This window comes from Priestia sp. AB (assembly GCF_028369225.1).
GTDB classification, from domain to species: Bacteria; Bacillota; Bacilli; order Bacillales; family Bacillaceae_H; genus Priestia; species Priestia megaterium.
Map to the genome: position 1 here is coordinate 741,422 of NZ_JAQMYN010000001.1, position 20,999 is coordinate 762,420.

Sequence of the window (20,999 nt, forward strand, 5' to 3'; positions counted from 1 at the left end):
CACTAGCTTGATAAAACGATATACGTGCAAAAATGGTGTAAGAATTGTATTGGAAAATATCCCAACTGTTCGATCTGTGGCCATTGGGGTATGGATCGGAACGGGTTCTCGAAGTGAACACCCTGAAATTAATGGTGTATCACATTTTCTTGAACATATGTTCTTTAAAGGAACAAAAACAAGATCTGCTCGTGAAATTGCAGAAAGCTTCGACCGCATTGGCGGACAAGTAAATGCATTCACTTCTAAAGAATACACGTGCTACTATGCAAAAGTATTAGACGAACACGCAGATCAAGCGCTAGATGTGCTGGCGGATATGTTCTTTAATTCCTCATTTGATGAAGAGGAATTAGCTCGTGAAAAAAATGTTGTATATGAAGAAATTAAAATGTATGAAGATACACCTGATGATATTGTACACGATCTATTAGGAAAAGCCGTATATGGCAATCATCCATTAGGCTATCCAATTTTAGGAACGGAAGATACGTTAAAAACATTTAACGGTGATTCGCTTCGTCAGTATATGGAGCAAATGTATATTCCCGAAAACATCGTTATTTCAGTGGCTGGAAACATTGATGAAAGTTTTATTCAGCAGGTGGAAAACTATTTTGGTACATATACGTCAAGTCACTCCGCTCATCAATATGTTCAGCCAGAGTTCCATACAAATCATATTGCGCGCAAAAAGGAGACTGAACAGGCTCATCTTTGCCTTGGATTTAAAGGTTTGCCAATCGGCGGAGAAGATGTATATAGCTTAATTGTATTAAACAACGTGCTTGGTGGAAGTATGAGCAGTCGTTTGTTCCAAGAAGTCCGTGAACAGCGCGGCTTGGCTTACTCTGTTTTCTCTTATCATTCTTCTTATCGAGACAGCGGTCTTGTAACGATTTATGGGGGAACGGGAAGCCATCAGCTCGACGTATTATATGATACGGTTCAAGAAACGCTTTATGATTTGAAAGACAAAGGTATTACGGATAAAGAACTTGCTAACAGCAAGGAGCAGCTGAAAGGAAACTTAATGCTGAGTCTTGAAAGTACAAATAGCCGTATGAGCAGAAACGGAAAAAATGAGTTAATGCTAGGCTATCACCGTTCATTAGATGAGATTTTAGACCTTGTTAATGCCGTGACTAAAGATAGTGTAAATGGTCTTGCGCGAGATATTTTCAAAGATGAATTTGCGCTTTCGTTAATAAGCCCGAGTGGAGATTTACCTAAAGGATTTAAAGGAAACTAAACAGTAAAAGTAAGGTTGGCTAAAATAATTGAGCCAGCCTTATTTTTTGGTCATTTTTTGCATGGTTGTTCAATAAATTAGATGAAAGGAGGGATTCTATGAGATTAAGCGAACTGAGTGGAAAAGAAATTGTAGATGTTAAGCGAGCAGAGCGTTTAGGTATTTTAGGGCAAACAGATCTTGAAATTAATGAACATACGGGACAAATTAATGCGCTTATTATTCCATCTGTGAAGTGGTTTGGGTTTCGAAAACAAGGAGATGAAGTGCGAGTGCCGTGGGGGAATATCGAAAAAATCGGTACAGATATGGTGATTGTAAATGTCCAGCAGCTAGAAGACATAAACAATCAGTCAACAAAATAAGAAACGAGATGCTTCCTGCATCTCGTTTCTTTTATTTTCGGGGATAAAGATTCACCGATTCCTGTGTGTTTACATAGTATGTTGAAGAAAAGCAATAGGCATTCTAGGGCGTAATGATAGCACTTTACATCTCGATGGTTTAAGCGAAGGATACATCTATTTAATGTTAAAGAAGGTGAAAATGAAACATGTTAACGGATTTGCACATAGCTGTAATTGGCGGTGATGCTAGGCAGCTTGAAGTCATTCGAAAATTAATTCAATTAGATGCAAAAACATCTCTTATTGGTTTTGATCAGCTAGATCATGGTTTTACAGGTGCGACGAAATATCAGATAGAGGAGCTGGATTTTTCAGATGTTGACGCCATCATCCTTCCAGTGCCTGGAACAAATCACGAAGGGCAAGTAGATACTATTTTTTCAAATGAAAAAGTAGTGCTGACTGAAGAAATACTTAAAAAAACGCCTGAGCACTGCATTATTTATTCTGGTATTAGCAATGGGTATTTAAACGAATTAGTCAAAACGACAAACCGTAAACTCGTTCAGTTATTTGAGCGTGATGATGTAGCAATTTATAACTCTATTCCTACTGTTGAAGGTACGATCATGCTTGTTATTCAACATACGGATTTTACCATTCACGGTTCAAATATTTCTGTCCTAGGTTTAGGAAGAGTAGGAATGAGCGTGGCGAGGTCCTTTGCTGCACTTGGTGCCAATGTAAAAGTAGGAGCTAGAAAATCTGAACATTTAGCACGTATTGCTGAAATGGGTTTGCAGCCTTTCTATCTTTCTGAACTCGATAAAGAAATTGCTGATAGTGATATATGTATTAACACCATTCCATACCCCATCTTAACGGCTAAGACATTATCTAATGTCCCGACCCATGCGCTCATTATTGATTTAGCTTCAAAGCCTGGAGGAACCGATTTCCGCTATGCAGAAAAACGAGGAATTAAAGCTATTTTAGCACCTGGTCTTCCAGGAATTGTGGCTCCAAAAACAGCAGGTCAGATTGTCGCTAATGTATTAGTGAATTTATTAAAAGACGCTGCGGATGCGAGAGAGGAGAAAAAATAATGTCATTAAAAGGTAAAAGAATAGGATTCGGCTTGACCGGATCTCACTGTACGTATGATGCGGTTATGCCAGAAATTGAAAAGCTTGTTAATTTGGGAGCAGAAGTGTTACCAGTTGTTTCTTACACGGTACAATCCACGAATACTCGTTTTGGAGATGGAGAAGACTGGGTGAAGAAAATTGAGGAATTAACAGGTCACGCCGTCATCAATACAATTGTAAAAGCGGAGCCTCTAGGACCAAAAATTCCGCTTGATTGTATGGTGGTTGCCCCAATCACTGGGAATACGATGAGTAAGTTTGCGAATGCAATGACTGAATCTCCGGTACTCATGGCAGCTAAAGCAACGCTTCGTAATAATAAGCCGGTGGTACTGGGAATTTCGACTAATGACGCACTAGGGCTAAATGGTGTAAACTTAATGAGGCTAATGGCGACTAAAAATATTTATTTTATTCCATTTGGTCAAGATGACCCGGTGCTTAAGCCAAATTCAATGGTAGCGCGTATGACGATGTTATCAGACACGGTGTACGCAGCGCTTGAAGATAAACAGATTCAGCCTGTTATTGTCGAAAGGTTCCGCGACGGTCAAGAGTCATAGGACATATATGCCTCTTGCTGTTGCATAAATCTATTCAATACTGCGGCTGTAAGGGAACTCTCAATCTCAAAGAAGAGAAGATTTTAAAAATCTTCTCTTCTTTGACGCAATGAAGCATAATAATATGTTAAAATAGTCAGTATATGCAGATAAATGTTGAGTAGTTGAAAATTGTTGGAGGCGGTATTAAAATGACAAGAGAATTACATGTAGCAGTAGTAGGAGCAACAGGTGCAGTAGGACAACAAATGATTAAAACCCTACAGGAGCGTAATTTTCCAGTTGGTAAATTAACGTTATTATCTTCAGCTCGTTCAGCTGGTAAAAAAGTGTTGTTTAACGGAGAAGAAGTTGTTGTGCAAGAAGCAACTCCTGATAGCTTCGAAGGCGTAGACATTGCTTTATTCAGTGCAGGCGGAAGCATTTCAAAAGCACTCGCACCAGAGGCAGTAAAACGCGGAGCAATCGTTGTAGACAACACAAGCGCTTATCGAATGGATGAAAATGTCCCGTTAGTTGTGCCGGAAGTGAATGAAGACGCATTACACGCACATAACGGAATCATTGCTAATCCAAACTGCTCTACAATTCAAATGGTAGCAGCATTACAGCCATTACGCGAAACATACGGCTTATCCAAAGTGCTAGTATCAACGTATCAAGCCGTTTCTGGAGCAGGTGCTGCTGCAATTAATGAATTAAAAGAACAAGCTAAAGCTATTTTAGAAGAAAAAGAGTTTACACCGGAAATTTTACCGGTTGGTGGAGATAAAAAACATTATCAAATTGCTTTTAATGCCATTCCGCAAATTGATAAATTTCAAGATAACGGTTTTACATTTGAAGAAATGAAAATGATTAATGAAACGAAGAAAATTATGAGCATGCCTGAATTGCCAGTAGCTGCTACTTGTGTTCGTCTACCGGTTGTAACAGGTCATTCAGAGTCAGTGTACATTGAAATTGAAAAAGACGGTGTAACGGTAGCTGATGTGAAAAATTTATTGGCTGATGCACCTGGTATCGTATTGCAAGATGATCCAGAAAATCAAGTATATCCAATGCCAGCAGATTGTGTAGGTAAACGAGATGTGTTCGTCGGCCGTATTCGTAAAGATTTAGATCGCGATAACGGTTTCCATATGTGGATCGTTTCTGATAACTTGTTAAAAGGTGCAGCTTGGAATTCTGTACAAATTGCAGAATCACTTATTAAGCTTAGCTTAGTAAAATAAGCGCAACCAGAGTGTCTCGGAACATGATGAGGTGTAAGTATGAAAATAATCGTCCAAAAATTTGGAGGAACTTCCGTTCGTAACGAAGAAGGAAGAGCGAGAGCAATCTATCATTTAAATAATGCATTAAGTGAGGGTTACAAAGTAGTCGTTGTTGTATCGGCAATGGGACGAAAAGGTGAGCCGTATGCAACGGATACATTGCTTTCACTTGTTGATGGAAATAAAGCGTCTCTTAATAAACGTGAGCTTGATATGCTTATGGCATGCGGAGAATTAATTTCATCGGTAGTGTTTACGAATTTATTAAACGAAAATGGTATTAAAGCTACAGCGTTAAACGGTGCACAGGCCGGGTTTGTGACGAATGATGATTTTACCAATGCCAAGATACTAGAAATGAAATGCGACCGTTTGTTAAAAGAATTAGAAGAATACGATGTAGTTGTTGTAACAGGCTTTCAAGGGGCAACTACTGAAGGTGATACAACAACGCTTGGACGCGGAGGCAGCGATACATCTGCTTCAGCTTTAGGTGCAGCCCTTATGGCTGATTACATTGACATTTTCACAGATGTAGAAGGTGTGATGACAGCGGACCCGCGTATTGTAGAAGATGCAAGACCGCTATCCGTTGTCACATATAACGAAATATGCAACATGGCTTATCAAGGTGCAAAAGTAGTTCACCCACGTGCCGTAGAGATTGCCATGCAAGCCAAAGTGCCGATGCGCGTCCGTTCCACGTATGCTGATTCAACAGGTACGCTCGTTACATCTCAAGGTGAAGCACAGCAGCGTGGAAGCGATGTGCAAGAACGCCTTGTAACAGGCATCGCGCACGTATCCAACGTCACTCAAATTAAAGTTTTTAGTAAAGAAGGCCATTATGATACGCAAGCAGAAGTATTCAAAGCAATGGCACAAGAAAAAATCAGCGTAGATTTTATTAATATTTCACCGAAGGGTGTTGTATATACGGTAACAGATGAAGCAACTGACAAAGCGATTGATGTGCTTCATGCGCTAGGGTATGAGCCGGCTGTTATTCGCAACTGTGCCAAAGTGTCAACGGTTGGAGCAGGAATTGCAGGGGTGCCTGGTGTTACATCTAAAATTGTTACAGCTCTTTCTGGCGAAGGTATTCAGATTTTACAATCTGCTGACAGCCATACGACGATTTGGGTGCTTGTAAAAGAAGAGGATTTAAAGAAAGCTGTTAATGCTCTTCATGGTGCCTTTGACTTGTCAAAAGCACCGCAAAAGAGATAAACTACATGTTCCGTTAGCTATAAGCTAACGGTTCATTACATGAATAGGGATAATGCAATTTCAAGGAGTGAAAACATGATTGATTTTGGGAAAGTCGCAACAGCGATGGTAACGCCTTTTGATCATAAAGGAAATATTGATTTTGAAAAAACAACGCAGCTTATTAATTATTTAATCAGCAACGGTTCGGATGCGTTGGTTATTGCAGGAACAACGGGTGAATCTCCTACGCTTTCAACAGAAGAAAAGCTGGCGCTGTTCCGCCACTCAGTAAAGGTAGTAGACGGCCGTGTACCTGTTGTGGCTGGTACAGGAAGCAACAATACGTATGCATCAATTGAATTAACGAAAAAGGCAGAAGAAATCGGCGTAGATGCGATTATGATTGTAGCACCTTATTACAACAAGCCGAATCAGGAAGGCTTATATCAGCACTTTAAAACAATTGCTGAAAGTACAGAGCTGCCTGTCATGTTATACAATATTCCAGGGCGATCCGTGATCAATATGTCTGTTGATACAATTGTACGCCTAGCTGAACTGCCAAATGTTGTAGCGTTAAAAGATGCAAGCGGAGATCTTGACGCAATGACAGCTATTATCGCACAAACAAGCGATGATTTTGCTTTATACAGCGGTGATGATGGTTTAACACTACCGGTACTAGCAATTGGAGGAACTGGTATTATTTCTGTTGCCTCTCACATTATTGGGAATGAAATGCAAGAGATGGTTAAGCTGTATGAGTCAGGAAATCCGAAGGAAGCAGCAAAAATTCATCAGCGTATTGTACCTGTTATGAAATCTCTTTTTGCAGCTCCAAGTCCAACTCCTGTTAAAACGGCTTTACAGTTAAAAGGATTAGACGTAGGATCGGTACGATTACCTTTAGTTCCGTTAACGGAAGAAGAACGCCAAACGTTAGTCAGCACATTAAATACGCTATAAGCTATAAGTATGTTTTTTAAACGTCTCTTCATTGACCGTATATACGAGTCGATGAAGAGACGTTTTTTTTCTTATAAGATAATAGAAGAGCAGATGACGGAAATAGACGAATGAAATTTCTTGTATTCCAATTCTCACTTCAGTTATAATGTAAGCAAATGAAATTGTACGGGTGAAAGTAAGTAGGAGGAGCTTATGGTACTAGAAAAGACAGAAAATATTAAAATTTCAGCCTTGGGTGGAGTCGGAGAACTTGGAAAAAACATGTATGTGGTGGAAATCAATGAAAACATATATGTGTTAGATGCAGGATCGAAGTTTCCGGGAGGGGAAATGTTAGGAATTGATATTGTCATTCCGGACATTACATATTTAGTAGAAAATCAGCAGAACGTAAAAGGCATATTTGTTACTCATGGACATGAAGAACAAATTGGCGCTATTCCCTTTATACTTCAAAAATTGGATGTGCCTGTATATGGTACAGAATTAACGCTAGCACTTATCAAAGAAAAGTTAAAAGAATATGGAATTAAAAAATATGAAGCTTTACATCCTATCACTTCGTCAACGGTTTTATCGTTTGAAGGAGTAGATATTTCATTTTTCAGAACGCAGCACAGCATTCAAGATTCAGTCGGTATTTGTTTACAAACAAATCAAGGTGCGATTGTATATACAGGTGATTTTAAATTTGATCAAAATTCAGTCAGCATTCAAAGCGCTGATATTGGAAAAATGGCTGCCATTGGGGAACAAGGCGTCCTGTGTTTGCTTTCAGACAGCACAAATGCGGATAAGCCAGGCTATACAGTTTCCGAAGCCGTCATTGGACAAAATATTACCGACGCTTTTTATAAAAGCAAAGGTCGAATCATTGTTGCTGCATACAGTTCCAATCTGCACCGTATTCAGCAAATCATTCATGCCGCATATCAGCACGGCCGTAACCTGATCGTTATGGAAAAAAATATGCTGAAAATCATTGATATTGCAGCAAAACTTGGACATTTGCAGCTGCCTGAGGATTTAATTGTTCCTGTGCAAAAGCTAAAAGATCTTCCAGAACATGAAACGGTTATTTTAACAACAGGTCATCACGGAGAGCCGATTTTAGGTCTTACTCGAATGGCTAAACAGTCCCATAAATTTATTCAAATCAAACAAGATGATACGGTCCTGCTGGCTGCTACACCTGTGGCGGGGCACGAAACGACCTTTTCAAAAACAATTGACGTCATCTTTCGTTTGGGAGCAAGCGTAGTGTTTGCTCAGAAGAAAGTGCAGGCTTCCGGACACGGCAGTCAAGAAGAATTAAAATTTATGATTAACTTAACAAAGCCGAAATATGTCATGCCTGTGAATGGAGAGTATCGAAAACAAAAAGCTTATGCAAAGCTGGCCGGTCAATTAGGAATATCAGAAGATCATATTTGTTTGCTTGAAAAAGGTGAGCGAGTTGAGTTTAAAGATGCTCGTATGTACCCTAGCGGTTCTATTCAAGCAGGAAATACGCTCATTGATGGACTAGGTGTCGGTGATATTGGAAATATCGTTCTAAGAGACCGCAGGCTGCTGTCACAGGACGGAATCTTAACGGTAGTAGTTACGATTAATAAACGCCAAAAAACGGTAGTAGCGGGGCCAGAAATCATCTCGCGCGGATTCGTCTATGTAAGAGAATCAGAAAAGCTTTTAGAAGAAGCAACGAAGATTGTTCAGCAAATTTTAGAAAAGTGTATGGAAGACAAAGTGATCGAGTGGTCTTCATTAAAATTAAAAATGAGAGAAAGTTTAAATCAATTTTTATATGAAAAAACCCGTCGTAAACCGATGATTTTACCGATTATCATGGAAATCTAATGTGAAGCCTTCCCGGTGGGAAGGCTTTTTATTTGCAGCTGATGCGGATGTAATAACTATGAGAAGTTCATACTACTACTATCAATAAGTGAAAGGAGCTAGAATATGTTTGAAAATAACGAAAGATTACATTCTGATGAAGCGCCTCAGCAGCCTAATAAAAATGAAGAAAGCAAGGGCGGAATATTAGATAAAATTCAACAACTAGGACAGACCAACGTGGCTCAGCTTCCTCAGGATTCTAATATTCACTGTTTAACGATTGTAGGACAAATCGAAGGGCACATGCAGCTGCCTCCTCAAAACAAAACGACAAAATATGAGCATGTCATCCCGCAAATTGTGGCGATCGAACAAAATCCAAAAATTGAAGGATTGCTTATTATCTTGAATACTGTAGGTGGAGATGTAGAAGCGGGGCTTGCAATTGCTGAAATGATCGCTTCGTTATCCAAGCCTTCTGTGTCGATTGTGTTAGGAGGCGGACATTCAATCGGTGTTCCAATTGCGGTTTCAACTGATTATTCGTATATTGCCGGTACAGCGACCATGACCATTCATCCTATTCGCTTAACCGGTCTTGTTATTGGTGTACCGCAAACATTTGAATACTTAGATAAAATGCAAGAGCGCGTGATTAACTTTGTGAGAGAACATTCTCATATTTCAGAAGAAAAGTTTAAAGAACTTATGTTTTCAAAAGGGAACTTAACGCGTGATATCGGGACAAATGTAGTTGGCGGAGATGCTGTTTCATACGGGTTAATTAACGAAGTAGGCGGAGTTGCTCAAGCGATCAAAAAATTGAATGAACTGATTGAGCAAGGACGTCAGAATGAGGAGCAGCTGCTGCAATGATTTTGTATACAATGATGCCGCAAGAACTGATCTTTCAGCAGTCTTATCATCAAGAACAATCTCAGCCAAAGCTTATTAACCATAATGGAATTCCGGTTATTGTTGAAGAAAATGAACAAAAGCAACAGCAAATTGTGAGGATTTTAAGCACGAATCCTCAAGATTATTTGAATGAAAATTATTATCCTGGTCAAATTTTGTCGTAAGGATTTCAGTATAATTATGGTGAATATGGTATAATGAATATGACGAAGAAGGCAGCCTCTGTATTGGCTGCTTTTTTATTCAACTGATAAAAGAAACAAAATCAACATAGAGTGTTGGACGTTGATTGGAGTGGAAAAATGGCAAAGAAAAAACGAAGAGGTCAAATAAAAAAGGATGAATGGAAACGCATATTGCGCTTTGAGCTTATTGGCTTATTTTTATTAGCATTAACGTTAATTGCCATGGCAGGACTTGGTGCTGTAGGACAGGCCCTTGTACTAGTGGTCCGCTTATTTATTGGCGAATGGTATATGCTGTGTTTAATCGGAATGGCTATTCTATCTGTTTATATTATTTGGAAAAGGGAAATGCCTCCTTTAGTGACGCGGCAGCTTATCGGTACATATCTCATTATTTTATCTATTTTACTGTTTAGTCATGTTACGTTATTTGAAAATTTATCAAAAAACGGAACGTTTACAGATCCGTCTGTCATTATGAACACATGGGATTTGTATATGCTCGAAGCAACGGGTCAATCAAATCACAGCGATTTAGGCGGAGGGATGATAGGAGCTATTATGTTTGCCATGTTCTACTATCTATTTGATAGCTTAGGAACAGAACTTATCGCTGCCTTGCTTATTGTGATTGGGGTACTGCTTATTACCGGACGTTCGCTTCACGAAACGGTATTAAAACTTCTGTCACCTCTAGTGAATTTTTTAACAACGGAGTTAAAAGAAGGCTGGCAAGATATTCAGACGTGGAAACATAAAAAGAAAAAAGTCCCTAAAACAACAAAAAAGAGACGCCAAGAAAAAGCTGTTCAAGAACCTGAAGAAAGCATGGAAATAGAAGTAGAAGCACCTTCGCCTCCAATTATTGAACACTTTGACTACGGAGAGGAAGAGTCTAGTCAACCTCCTGCTGCTCCTATAGCTCCGGTGCCGCCGGTTATGGAATCGAAGCCTGTAGCTACTGCACCGCAACAGCCAAGGCCGCAAAAGGAACAGGAAGAAGAAAAAGCTCCTATGATTACATTTACTGAAACGGAAAATAAAGAGTATGAGCTTCCTCCTATCAAGCTATTGACGATGCCAAAGAAAAGCAACCAGGCAAAAGAGCATAAAAACATTTATAAAAATGCCGAAAAACTTGAAAAAACGTTTCAAAGTTTCGGCGTAAAAGCAAAAGTGGCAAAAGTTCACCTTGGACCAGCTGTTACAAAATATGAAGTATATCCTGATGTAGGAGTAAAAGTAAGTAAGATTGTCAATTTAAGTGATGATCTAGCACTTGCATTAGCTGCCAAAGATATTCGGATTGAAGCTCCAATTCCCGGGAAATCAGCGGTAGGAATTGAAGTACCGAACGAAGAAGTAGCGATGGTTTCACTTAGAGAAGTACTTGAAGCAACTGAAAATAACCGACCTGATAAAAAGCTATTAGTTGGTTTAGGAAGAGATATTTCAGGCGAAGCTGTGCTAGCAGAGCTTAATAAAATGCCTCATATGCTTGTAGCAGGGGCAACAGGAAGCGGAAAAAGTGTGTGTATCAACGGTATTATTATTAGTATTTTAATGAGGACAAAGCCTCATGAAGTAAAATTAATGATGATTGACCCTAAAATGGTTGAGCTCAATATGTACAATGGTATTCCACATTTATTGGCTCCTGTTGTAACGGATCCGAAAAAAGCTTCTCAAGCCTTAAAGAAAGTTGTAAATGAAATGGAGCGACGTTATGAGCTGTTTTCACACAGCGGAACGAGAAACATTGAAGGATATAACGATTTAGTAAAACGTATGAATGATGATGGAGACGCCAATGCAAAACAGCCGACTCTTCCTTATATTGTGGTGATTGTCGATGAGTTGGCTGACTTGATGATGGTTGCTTCGTCTGACGTCGAAGATTCGATCACACGTCTTGCTCAAATGGCTCGTGCTGCCGGCATTCATTTGATTATTGCTACGCAGCGACCATCAGTAGATGTTATTACTGGGGTTATTAAAGCAAATATTCCTTCCCGAATTGCTTTTAGTGTATCTTCACAAACTGACTCTCGTACAATCTTAGATATGGGAGGAGCTGAGAAGCTTCTAGGAAGAGGAGATATGCTGTTCATGCCTGTTGGAGCTTCAAAACCTGTGCGTGTGCAAGGTGCCTTTTTATCAGATGAAGAAGTAGAAGAGGTTGTTGATTTTGTAATTGCACAGCAAAAAGCGCAGTATCAAGAAGAAATGATTCCAACCGATGCTCCTGAACAAGTTGATGATTTTGCAGATGAGCTATATGACGAAGCGGTACAGCTTGTAGCAGAAATGCAAACAGCTTCTGTTTCTATGCTGCAGCGACGCTTTCGAATTGGCTATAACCGGGCTGCACGCTTGATCGATGCAATGGAAGAGCGTGGAGTGGTGGGACCTTATGAAGGAAGTAAGCCGCGTTCCGTCCTGATTTCTCAGCAAAATGAGGATGTTGGATCTTAATAAGTTTCATAAAAAAGATGACTTGCATATGTGCAAGTCATCTTTTTTATGAAATGAAAGAGAGGAAGAATAGTATCATACAAAAATATGTCATGCTAAATAAATGAAATAAAAACGAATATTAAAAAATTTAATGACTAAAATGTTTGGTTTTTATCTAATATTAGAAGAAAAGCAGGTTGTTAGGTATGCTGACATTAAAGAATAACAAAAATTCATTTTTTTTAAAAAATAATAAAAATTTTAATAAAAAATTAATATAACCTATTTATTTATCTGTCGAAAAATGATATATTATTTTCGATTAAGTAGTCGAACATCAGAGGTCTGATGACTTTTTAATATGGAGGAAGAGTGATGTCTATACGTGCGGATAATCGGCACTTGTATCTACAAGTGATTGATAAAATTAAACAAAATATAGAAAAAGGAATTTTTAAAGAAAAGGAAAGGCTCCCTTCAGAGTTTGATTTATCAAAGCAGCTAGGGGTTAGCCGCGCAACGCTACGTGAGGCACTTCGCATATTAGAAGAAGAGAATATTATTGTTCGCAGACACGGCGTGGGAACATTTGTCAACACGAAGCCTACTTTTTTGTCAGGGATTGAGCAATTAAATAGTATAACACATATGATTGAACAAGCCGGTATGAAGGCTGGAACAATCTTCTTATCTTCTCAAATACAAGAGTTGTCTGAAAATGATTTAACACGTTTTGCTTGCGGGGAAGATGAACAGATTTTATTTGTTGAACGGGTGAGAACGGCAAACGGAGAGCCGGTGGTATATTGCATGGACAAGGTTCCTCAAAAAATATTACCTGAAAATTTTGAATATAGACAAGAGTCATTGCTAGAAATTCTTGAAAAACAAGCAGGAAAACACATTTCATACGCCGTGGCAAACATTGAGCCTCTAGGCTATCATGAAAAAGTTTCTCCTATTTTACAATGCGAACCAGAAACGGCTTTGCTTGTACTGAAACAAATGCATTATGACCAGCATGATGAACCCATTTTATATTCCATCAATTATTTTAAAGCAGATCAATTCAGTTTCCAAGTACTGCGTAAACGCGTCTAGTTTTTTTGTGTTTAAATGTCAGAAAATTTACAACTGTTTAACATTGTCCTTTTAAGGAGGTGTCAAATGTAGGTCACAAGGACGAAATAGAAAATTGGCTTTATACTTTTAAAACTATTCAGGGGGTTAAAACATGTTAAAACGTAAAACGGGACTTGCATTATCACTAGTATTAGCAGCAGGAACACTTTTAAGCGCGTGTGGCTCAGACGACGCAGGTAAGAGCAGCGGAGATAAAAAAGCGGCAGATTTTAAAGTGGGAATGGTAACAGATACGGGCGGGGTAGATGATAAATCGTTTAACCAATCTGCTTGGGAAGGTCTGACAAAGTTCGGGAAAGATAACGGACTTGATGAAGGGACTGGATATAAGTATTTGCAGTCTACAAAAGCATCTGAATACGAGAGCAATCTTTCTAAATTTGCTGAGAGTGGCTATAACTTGACATATGGAATTGGCTTTTTATTAAAAGAAGATATTAAAAAAGCAGCAAAGCAGTACCCTGATGCTAACTTTGCATTAGTAGACGATACGCTAAAGTCAGAGAACTTAGATAACGTGGCAAGCATTCTATTTAAAGAAGAGCAAGGCTCCTTCTTAGTAGGGGTAGTGGCAGCTAAACAAACAAAAACGAACAAAATCGGCTTTATCGGAGGCGTTGAATCTCCATTAATCAAGAAGTTTGAAAACGGATTTAAAGCAGGTGTTAAATCTGTAAACCCAGATGCTGAAGTTATCTCTCAATACGCAGAAAGTTTTAACTCTCCAGAAAAAGGTTCGGCTATTGCTTCTACGATTTACAGTAAAGGCGCTGATATTATTTATCAAGCGGCTGGCGGTACTGGAAACGGCGTATTTACAGAAGCTAAAAACCGTTCAAAAGGCGGGAAAGACAAAAAAGTTTGGGTAATTGGAGTTGACCGCGATCAGCATGAAGAAGGTATGCCTGAAAACGTAACGTTAACTTCGATGGTTAAACGCGTTGACTTGGCTGTAGAAGATGTTGCTAAAAAAGCAATGGACGACAAATTCCCAGGTGGTAAAGAAGTTGTGTTTGGCTTAAAAGAAGACGGAGTAGGAATTGCTCCATCACAAGATAATGTAAGCAAAGATGCGCTAAAAGCAGTTGATGAGTATAAGCAAAAAATTCTAGACGGTGACATTACAGTGCCTCAAACGGATAAAGAATTTAAAGAGTTTGAAAAAACGCTTAAAAAATAAGCTGACGTCTGTTAAGCAATGATTATATGAGTATAAAAGGCTAGTGCAAACTAGCCTTTTTTATAGCCAAAAAACGGAAGACAGAATCCTGTAGCAGGCAGGAATAGGGAGTGAAAGCAGTGGAATATGTTATTGAAATGCTAGATATTCGCAAAGAGTTTCCCGGTATTGTCGCTAATGACAATATTACACTCCAAGTGAAAAAGGGAGAAATTCATGCTTTGTTAGGAGAAAATGGTGCGGGTAAGTCAACGCTGATGAACGTTTTATTTGGACTTTATCAGCCTGAAAAAGGGCAGATTCGTGTAAACGGCCAAGAAGTCAAAATCACAGACCCTAACGTAGCGAATGACTTAGGAATTGGGATGGTTCATCAGCATTTTATGCTCGTTCAAAACTTTACAGTAACAGAAAATATTATTCTTGGAAACGAACCGACGCGAACGGGAAAAATTAATATTAAAAAAGCAGCTCAAGATATTCAAGAGCTTTCAAATCAATATGGATTATCGGTAGATCCATATGCGAAGATTCAAGATATCTCAGTTGGCATGCAGCAGCGAGTGGAAATTTTAAAGACGCTTTACAGAGGAGCTGACATTCTTATTTTTGATGAACCTACTGCCGCCTTAACACCTCAGGAAATTACGGAATTAATTCAAATTATGAAAAAGTTAATTCAAGAAGGAAAGTCGATTATTTTAATTACGCATAAATTAAAAGAAATTATGTCAGTGTGTGACCGCTGTACAATTATCCGAAAAGGCGTCGGGGTTGGCACGGTAAATGTGCAAGAGACCAACCCTGATGAACTTGCTGCTTTAATGGTAGGAAGAGAAGTGCATTTTAAAACTGAAAAGAAAACAGCGACTCCAAAAGAAGCTGTGTTAACAATAAAAGAATTAGTAGTAGAAGACAGCCGAGGAGTAGAGGCTGTAAGTTCACTTAATCTAAGCGTTCGGGCAGGCGAAATTGTAGGCATCGCGGGTGTAGATGGTAATGGTCAAACAGAGCTGATTGAGGCAATTACGGGTCTGAGAAAAATAAAGTCGGGCTCGATCACATTAAAAAATCAAGAATTGTCTACGTTATCCACTCGTAAAATTACGGAGTCAGGAATAGGACATATTCCGCAGGATCGTCATAAGCACGGACTGGTATTAGATTATACAATAGGGGAAAATATTGGTCTTCAAACGTATTATCAAAAGCCGATGTCTAAATCAGGTATTTTAAATTATAAAGAGATGTATAAAAAGGCAAAAGAACTAATTGCAGAATATGATGTGCGAACGCCTAGTGAATTTACACAAGCGCGATCGCTATCGGGCGGAAATCAGCAAAAAGCCATTATTGCCCGTGAAGTAGACCGCAGTCCGGAACTATTAATTGCGGCTCAGCCAACGAGGGGGCTGGACGTAGGAGCCATTGAATTTATTCATAAAAAGCTGATTGAAGAACGAGATAAAGGACGAGCAGTGCTGCTCGTTTCACTAGAACTCGATGAAGTAATAAATTTAAGCGATCGCATTGCGGTTATTTATGAAGGGGAAATAGTCGACATTGTAGATCCAAAAGAAACGAATGAACAAGAGTTAGGCTTATTAATGGCAGGCGGTACGCGTGAGAAAGCGGGTGGAACAGCATGAATAAACTTGTGAAAAATGAACGTGTAATGATGATTTTGATCCCTGTTGTATCGGCCATATTAGGACTCATTGCCGGAGCGGTTATTATGTTACTAGGCGGCTATGATCCAATGCTTGGCTATCAATCTCTTTTTGACGGGATGTTTGGAACGCCAAAAGCCATTGGAGAAACGATTCGTGCCATGACTCCTCTTGCTCTGGCTGGTATCGCGGTTGCGTTTGCTTATAAAACCGGTCTCTTTAACATTGGAGTAGAAGGACAGCTTTTAGTTGGCTGGTTGGCTTCAGTATGGGTTGGGTATGCGTTTGATTTACCAGCGGTCATTCATATTCCTTTAGCTGTATTAGCAGCAGCTGCAGCTGGAGCAGTTTGGGCGTTTATTCCAGGATTTTTAAAAGCAAAATTTCATGTTCATGAAGTAATTGTTTCCATAATGATGAACTATATTGCCCTTTATACAACGAGCAGCTTAATCCGTACGTATTTATATGCGGGTAATGAAAAATCGTATGATATTAAAGAATCGGCATCTTTAGCATCAAGCTTTTTAGCACAGTTAACCAATAACTCCCGCCTTCATTACGGCATTCTTGTTACCATCGCTGCAGCCGTCGTAATGTGGTTTATTTTGAATAAAACAGCTAAGGGCTTCGAGCTAAGAGCTGTTGGTTTTAATCAACATGCTTCACAGTATGCAGGAATGAATGTAGGCCGAAACATTGTGTTATCCATGGCGATTTCAGGCGCTTTTGCCGGGCTTGCCGGGGCAATGGAAGGGCTTGGAACATTTCAGTATATGGGCACATTCACTGCGTTTACAGGTACGGGGTTTGACGGTATCGCCGTAGCCCTTTTAGGAGCTAACAGCGCAATTGGAATTTTATTAGCTTCATTCTTTTTCGGAGGATTGCAAACGGCGGCTCCTCAAATGAACTTTATGACAGGGGTACCGTCTGAATTAATTCAAATTGTCATTGCGCTTATTATCTTTTTTGTTGCATCTAGTTATTTAATTCGCTGGGTGCTTGGCCGTGCAGGCAAGGGGGGAGCAAAATGAACTTCTTAGAGGTGTTAGCCATTATTATTCCAGCGGCGCTTTATTCAGCTGCACCGCTTATCTTTACCGCGCTCGGAGGGATATTTAGTGAACGTTCCGGGGTCGTGAACATCGGATTAGAAGGGCTGATGATGTTTGGCGCGTTCACAGGTATTGTTTCAACCCTTTTACTTCAGGATTCATTAGGTGCTTGGGCCCCGTGGGTAGCGATAGTAATTGCGGCTGTTGTTTGCGCTGTGTTTTCGCTGATTCATGCTGTTGCAAGTATTACATTAAAAGCAGATCAAACTGTAAGTGGTGTAGCGCTGAATTTTCTAGCTGCGGGTCTTTCAATCTTTTTAATCAAAAAGATTTTTGGGAAAGGACAAACAGATTTTATCCAATTCCGTATCGATAAAGTAAGTATTCCAGGTCTATCAGACATTCCAGTAATCGGCAAAATTCTGTTTTCGAATGTTCCTATTACGTCTTACATTGCAATTGCGCTAGCTTTTGCTGTATGGTACATCATTTATAAAACGCCGTTTGGTCTTCGTCTTCGTTCAGTTGGTGAACACCCAATGGCAGCAGACACGATGGGGATCAAAGTTGTAAGAATGCGTTACGTTGGCGTTATGATTTCCGGCATGTTCGCTGGAATCGGCGGAGCGGTGTATGCTACGTCTATCGCTACAAACTTTGCAGCGGGAACGATTGCTGGACAAGGGTTCCTTGCTATTGCAGCTATGATTTTTGGAAAATGGCATCCTATTGGTGCTTTAGGTGCAGCCATGTTTTTCGGATTAGCACAGTCTTTGAGTATCACGGGAGCTCAGATTCCGGTTATTCAAGATATCCCATCCGTCCTTTTAACCATTGCACCGTACGTATTAACAATCTTAGCACTCACTGGTTTTGTAGGACGTGCTGAGGCTCCTAAAGCGCTAGGCGTTCCTTATGAAAAAGGCCGCCGCTAATAAATCCTCTATACGAGGTCTAACAATGACTAAAGTTGGATAAATATAGAAGGTGGAGACAAAGAAATCATATTCTTTTCTCCGCCTTTTTTTCATTGAGAGAAAGAATATGAAAAGAAATGAGGAAGCGTGCGGCAAGTTACTTGAAAATGTTTCCTTGAATTCGATATAGTGGTTATAAGACTAAAATTAGCGTTAAAGATTCAAAATAGAAGTATTGTCTAGTTAATACATCAAAATTTAAAAGGAGGTTTATATATGAAATTATTGACTGAACAAAAACATGAACTAGAAGGATTGACTGTTCATACCATTCAAACAGCTAAGTACAAAACAAACACGTTCATTTTAAAATTAAATGCCCCTTTAGATAAGAAAACGGTGACAATGCGTGCCCTTTTACCTTATGTGCTTCAAAGCGCTACCGAGTCGCTGCCGTCTACGACAAAGCTTCGTACATATTTAGATGAGCTTTATGGTGCTACTTTACAAGTAGACTTAACAAAAAAAGGTGATAACCACGATATTACGATTCGCATTGATATAGCGAATGAAAAATATTTGAAAGATTCAACTCCGCTTTTGCAAAAAGCGTTAGCGCTTCTTGGCGATATTTTATTAAAGCCAGCAGTTGAAGGGGACTCTTTTTTAAAGGATATTATGACAAAAGAAAAGCGTTCGATTCGTCAGAGAATTCAAGCCGTATTTGATGATAAAATGCGCTATGCCAATTTAAGACTAGTCGAAGAAATGTGTAAAGAAGAACCTTACTCTTTACATGTAAACGGTCAAATTGACGACGTGGAAGAAATTACAGGTGAAAGTTTGTACGCCTATTATCAGCAGGTGTTAAAAGAAGATGCCATTCACCTTTATGCTATTGGAGATTTGCAAGTCGAAGAGGTTTTACAAACAGTAAAAGAAACATTTACGTTACCAAAGCGCGAGCAAAAAGACATTGAAGATTCTATTACGTCTAAAGATATCTCAAAAGTAAATGAAGTAGTGGAAAAACAAGAAGTAAAACAAGGGAAATTAAATATTGGCTACCGCACAAATGTTGTATACGGAGATAGACAGTATTTTGCTCTGCAAGTATTTAACGGTATATTCGGAGGTTTCTCACATTCTAAGCTATTTATCAATGTGCGTGAAAAAGCAAGCTTAGCCTATTATGCCGCTTCAAGGGTAGAAAGTCATAAGGGATTACTGATGGTCATGTCGGGTATTGATGCTAAAAATTACGACCAAGCCGTGACCATTATTAAAGAACAAATGCAGGAGATGAAGCAAGGGTCGTTCACAGACGGCGAAATCGCTCAAACAAAAGCCGTCATTCACAATCAGCTGCTTGAAACGGTAGATACTCCACGAGGACTAGTAGAGGTTATGTATCATAATGAATTAACAGGCAAAGACATTTCAATTGACGAATACTTAAAGCATATTGATGCGGTATCTAAGCAGGAAATTATTAAAGTGGCTGAGAAAATTGAAATGGATACAATTTATTTCTTAACAGGAACGGGCGGTGAAGAAAATGGAGAAAATTGAATTTTCGCAGCTTCAGGAACAGCTGTATCATGAAAAAATGGATAACGGGCTACAGGTATATATTTTGCCAAAGCCGGAGTTTAACAAAACGTTTGCTACCTTTACAACGAACTACGGATCGATTGACAATCAATTCGTACCACTAAATGAAAATGAAATGACAAAAGTTCCGGACGGAATCGCACACTTTTTAGAGCATAAATTATTTGAAAAAGAAGACGGGGATGTCTTTCAGCAGTTTAGTAAACAAGGCGCTTCGGCCAATGCATTTACTTCTTTTACCCGCACAGCTTACTTATTCAGCTGTACGTCAAATTTTGAAGAAAACCTTGAAACATTAGTGGACTTTGTACAAGAGCCGTACTTCTCAGAAAAAACGGTCGAAAAAGAAAAAGGCATTATCGGTCAAGAAATTACAATGTATGACGACAATCCGGACTGGCGCTTGTATTTTGGTACCATTCAAAATATGTATAAAAACCACCCTGTTAAAATTGATATTGCCGGCACGATCGAATCGATTTCACATATTAATAAAGATTTGCTGTATACATGCTATGAAACGTTCTACCATCCAAGCAACATGCTGTTGTTCATTGTAGGTCCTGTTGATGCGGAAAAAGTAATGAAGCAAGTTCGAGACAATCAGCAGAAAAAAGATTATAAAGAAATCTCTGACATACAGCGTCATTTTGACGACGAGCCTGAAACGGTGGATCAAGAAAAACAAGTACTAAAAATGCCGGTGCAGTCTTCTAAATGTATGGTGGGTCTAAAAGCGAAAAATCCGCAGCGTTCAGGTGGAGAAATGCTTAAATATGAGTTAGCAATGAATATTATTTTAGATTACGCATTTGGAAAAAGCTCTTCGTACTATGAGGAGTTATATGCAGACGGGCTCATTGATGAAACATTTGCTTATGATTATACGGAGGAAAGAGGATTTGGTTTTGCTCTTATCGGAGGAGATACGGACCAACCGGAGCAGCTGTATGATCGAGTTAAACAAATTTTACTTGAAATGAAAACAAAATCACTAACAGAAGAGGAGCTTGAGCGTATCCGTAAAAAGAAAATCGGCGGATTTTTACGTTCATTAAACTCACCTGAGTTTATCGCTAATCAGTTTACACGCTATGCATTTAATGATATGAATTTATTTGATATTGTTGAAACGCTGGAAAAACTGAAGGTGAACGAAATAAAAGATGTGCTAAACGAGATTATTGATGAAAAGAACTTTACGGTTTGTGAAGTAGTACCTAAATAAAGATGATTGTTGCCAAAAA

18 protein-coding genes are annotated in these 20,999 nt (G+C 39.1%); all 18 read left to right on the forward strand.

Annotated elements, in window-relative coordinates:
• The first annotated feature begins 7 nt into the window (after positions 1–7).
• The 18 genes from POF52_RS03810 (at position 8) to yfmH (ending at position 20,980) form a co-directional block, all read left to right on the forward strand.
• Positions 8–1,252: a M16 family metallopeptidase gene (locus POF52_RS03810; RefSeq protein WP_028411394.1), complete on the forward strand. Its 1,245-nt coding sequence runs from the start codon at positions 8–10 to the stop codon at positions 1,250–1,252.
• A 98-nt stretch (positions 1,253–1,350) separates the two neighbouring features.
• Positions 1,351–1,617 carry a YlmC/YmxH family sporulation protein gene (locus tag POF52_RS03815; protein WP_016765372.1) on the forward strand — a complete coding sequence of 89 codons (267 nt, stop codon included), beginning with the start codon at positions 1,351–1,353 and terminating at the stop codon, positions 1,615–1,617.
• Positions 1,618–1,805: 188 nt separating this feature from the next.
• On the forward strand, positions 1,806–2,705 hold the full coding sequence (gene dpaA / locus POF52_RS03820) for a dipicolinic acid synthetase subunit A (protein ID WP_013058826.1): 900 nt from the start codon (positions 1,806–1,808) through the stop codon (positions 2,703–2,705).
• Positions 2,705–3,310, forward strand: coding sequence for a dipicolinate synthase subunit B (locus POF52_RS03825; RefSeq protein ID WP_013058825.1), 606 nt, complete (start codon positions 2,705–2,707; stop codon positions 3,308–3,310). Before dpaA ends, POF52_RS03825 begins: the two co-directional genes overlap by 1 nt.
• A gap of 191 nt (positions 3,311–3,501) precedes the next feature.
• Positions 3,502–4,545, forward strand: a complete 1,044-nt coding sequence (asd, locus tag POF52_RS03830) for an aspartate-semialdehyde dehydrogenase (protein ID WP_013058824.1) — start codon at positions 3,502–3,504, stop codon at positions 4,543–4,545.
• 39 nt (positions 4,546–4,584) lie between these two features.
• Positions 4,585–5,817, forward strand: coding sequence for an aspartate kinase (dapG, locus tag POF52_RS03835; RefSeq protein WP_013084757.1), 1,233 nt, complete (start codon positions 4,585–4,587; stop codon positions 5,815–5,817).
• A 75-nt stretch (positions 5,818–5,892) separates the two neighbouring features.
• Positions 5,893–6,765: a 4-hydroxy-tetrahydrodipicolinate synthase gene (dapA, locus tag POF52_RS03840; RefSeq protein WP_013084756.1), complete on the forward strand. Its 873-nt coding sequence runs from the start codon at positions 5,893–5,895 to the stop codon at positions 6,763–6,765.
• A gap of 195 nt (positions 6,766–6,960) precedes the next feature.
• Positions 6,961–8,628, forward strand: coding sequence for a ribonuclease J (locus tag POF52_RS03845; protein ID WP_025750285.1), 1,668 nt, complete (start codon positions 6,961–6,963; stop codon positions 8,626–8,628).
• A gap of 105 nt (positions 8,629–8,733) precedes the next feature.
• Positions 8,734–9,486, forward strand: coding sequence for a ClpP family protease (locus tag POF52_RS03850; protein WP_013058820.1), 753 nt, complete (start codon positions 8,734–8,736; stop codon positions 9,484–9,486).
• Complete coding sequence (locus POF52_RS03855) at positions 9,483–9,692, forward strand: YlzJ-like family protein (RefSeq protein ID WP_013058819.1); 210 nt, start codon at positions 9,483–9,485, stop codon at positions 9,690–9,692. Before POF52_RS03850 ends, POF52_RS03855 begins: the two co-directional genes overlap by 4 nt.
• 138 nt (positions 9,693–9,830) lie before the next feature.
• The gene (locus POF52_RS03860) at positions 9,831–12,188 is read left to right on the forward strand and encodes an FtsK/SpoIIIE family DNA translocase (protein WP_271989841.1); all 2,358 of its coding nucleotides are present in this window, start codon (positions 9,831–9,833) and stop codon (positions 12,186–12,188) included.
• Positions 12,189–12,545: 357 nt separating this feature from the next.
• On the forward strand, positions 12,546–13,271 hold the full coding sequence (locus POF52_RS03865) for a GntR family transcriptional regulator (protein ID WP_013084753.1): 726 nt from the start codon (positions 12,546–12,548) through the stop codon (positions 13,269–13,271).
• A gap of 133 nt (positions 13,272–13,404) precedes the next feature.
• Entirely contained in the window at positions 13,405–14,493 is a 1,089-nt protein-coding gene (locus POF52_RS03870; protein ID WP_271989845.1) for a BMP family lipoprotein, read from the forward strand.
• A 119-nt stretch (positions 14,494–14,612) separates the two neighbouring features.
• Complete coding sequence (locus tag POF52_RS03875; RefSeq protein ID WP_271989848.1) at positions 14,613–16,142, forward strand: ABC transporter ATP-binding protein; 1,530 nt, start codon at positions 14,613–14,615, stop codon at positions 16,140–16,142.
• The gene (locus POF52_RS03880; protein WP_016765365.1) at positions 16,139–17,200 is read left to right on the forward strand and encodes an ABC transporter permease; all 1,062 of its coding nucleotides are present in this window, start codon (positions 16,139–16,141) and stop codon (positions 17,198–17,200) included. The genes POF52_RS03875 and POF52_RS03880 overlap by 4 nt, the downstream gene beginning before the upstream one ends.
• Positions 17,197–18,156 (forward strand): ABC transporter permease, encoded by a 960-nt coding sequence (locus POF52_RS03885; protein WP_013084750.1) that lies wholly within the window; start codon positions 17,197–17,199, stop codon positions 18,154–18,156. The genes POF52_RS03880 and POF52_RS03885 overlap by 4 nt, the downstream gene beginning before the upstream one ends.
• A 258-nt stretch (positions 18,157–18,414) precedes the next feature.
• A complete protein-coding gene (yfmF, locus tag POF52_RS03890) occupies positions 18,415–19,710 on the forward strand; it encodes an EF-P 5-aminopentanol modification-associated protein YfmF (RefSeq protein ID WP_271989852.1) in 1,296 nt (431 codons plus the stop codon).
• Complete coding sequence (gene yfmH / locus POF52_RS03895; RefSeq protein ID WP_176583345.1) at positions 19,697–20,980, forward strand: EF-P 5-aminopentanol modification-associated protein YfmH; 1,284 nt, start codon at positions 19,697–19,699, stop codon at positions 20,978–20,980. The genes yfmF and yfmH overlap by 14 nt, the downstream gene beginning before the upstream one ends.
• The last annotated feature ends 19 nt before the right edge of the window (positions 20,981–20,999 follow it).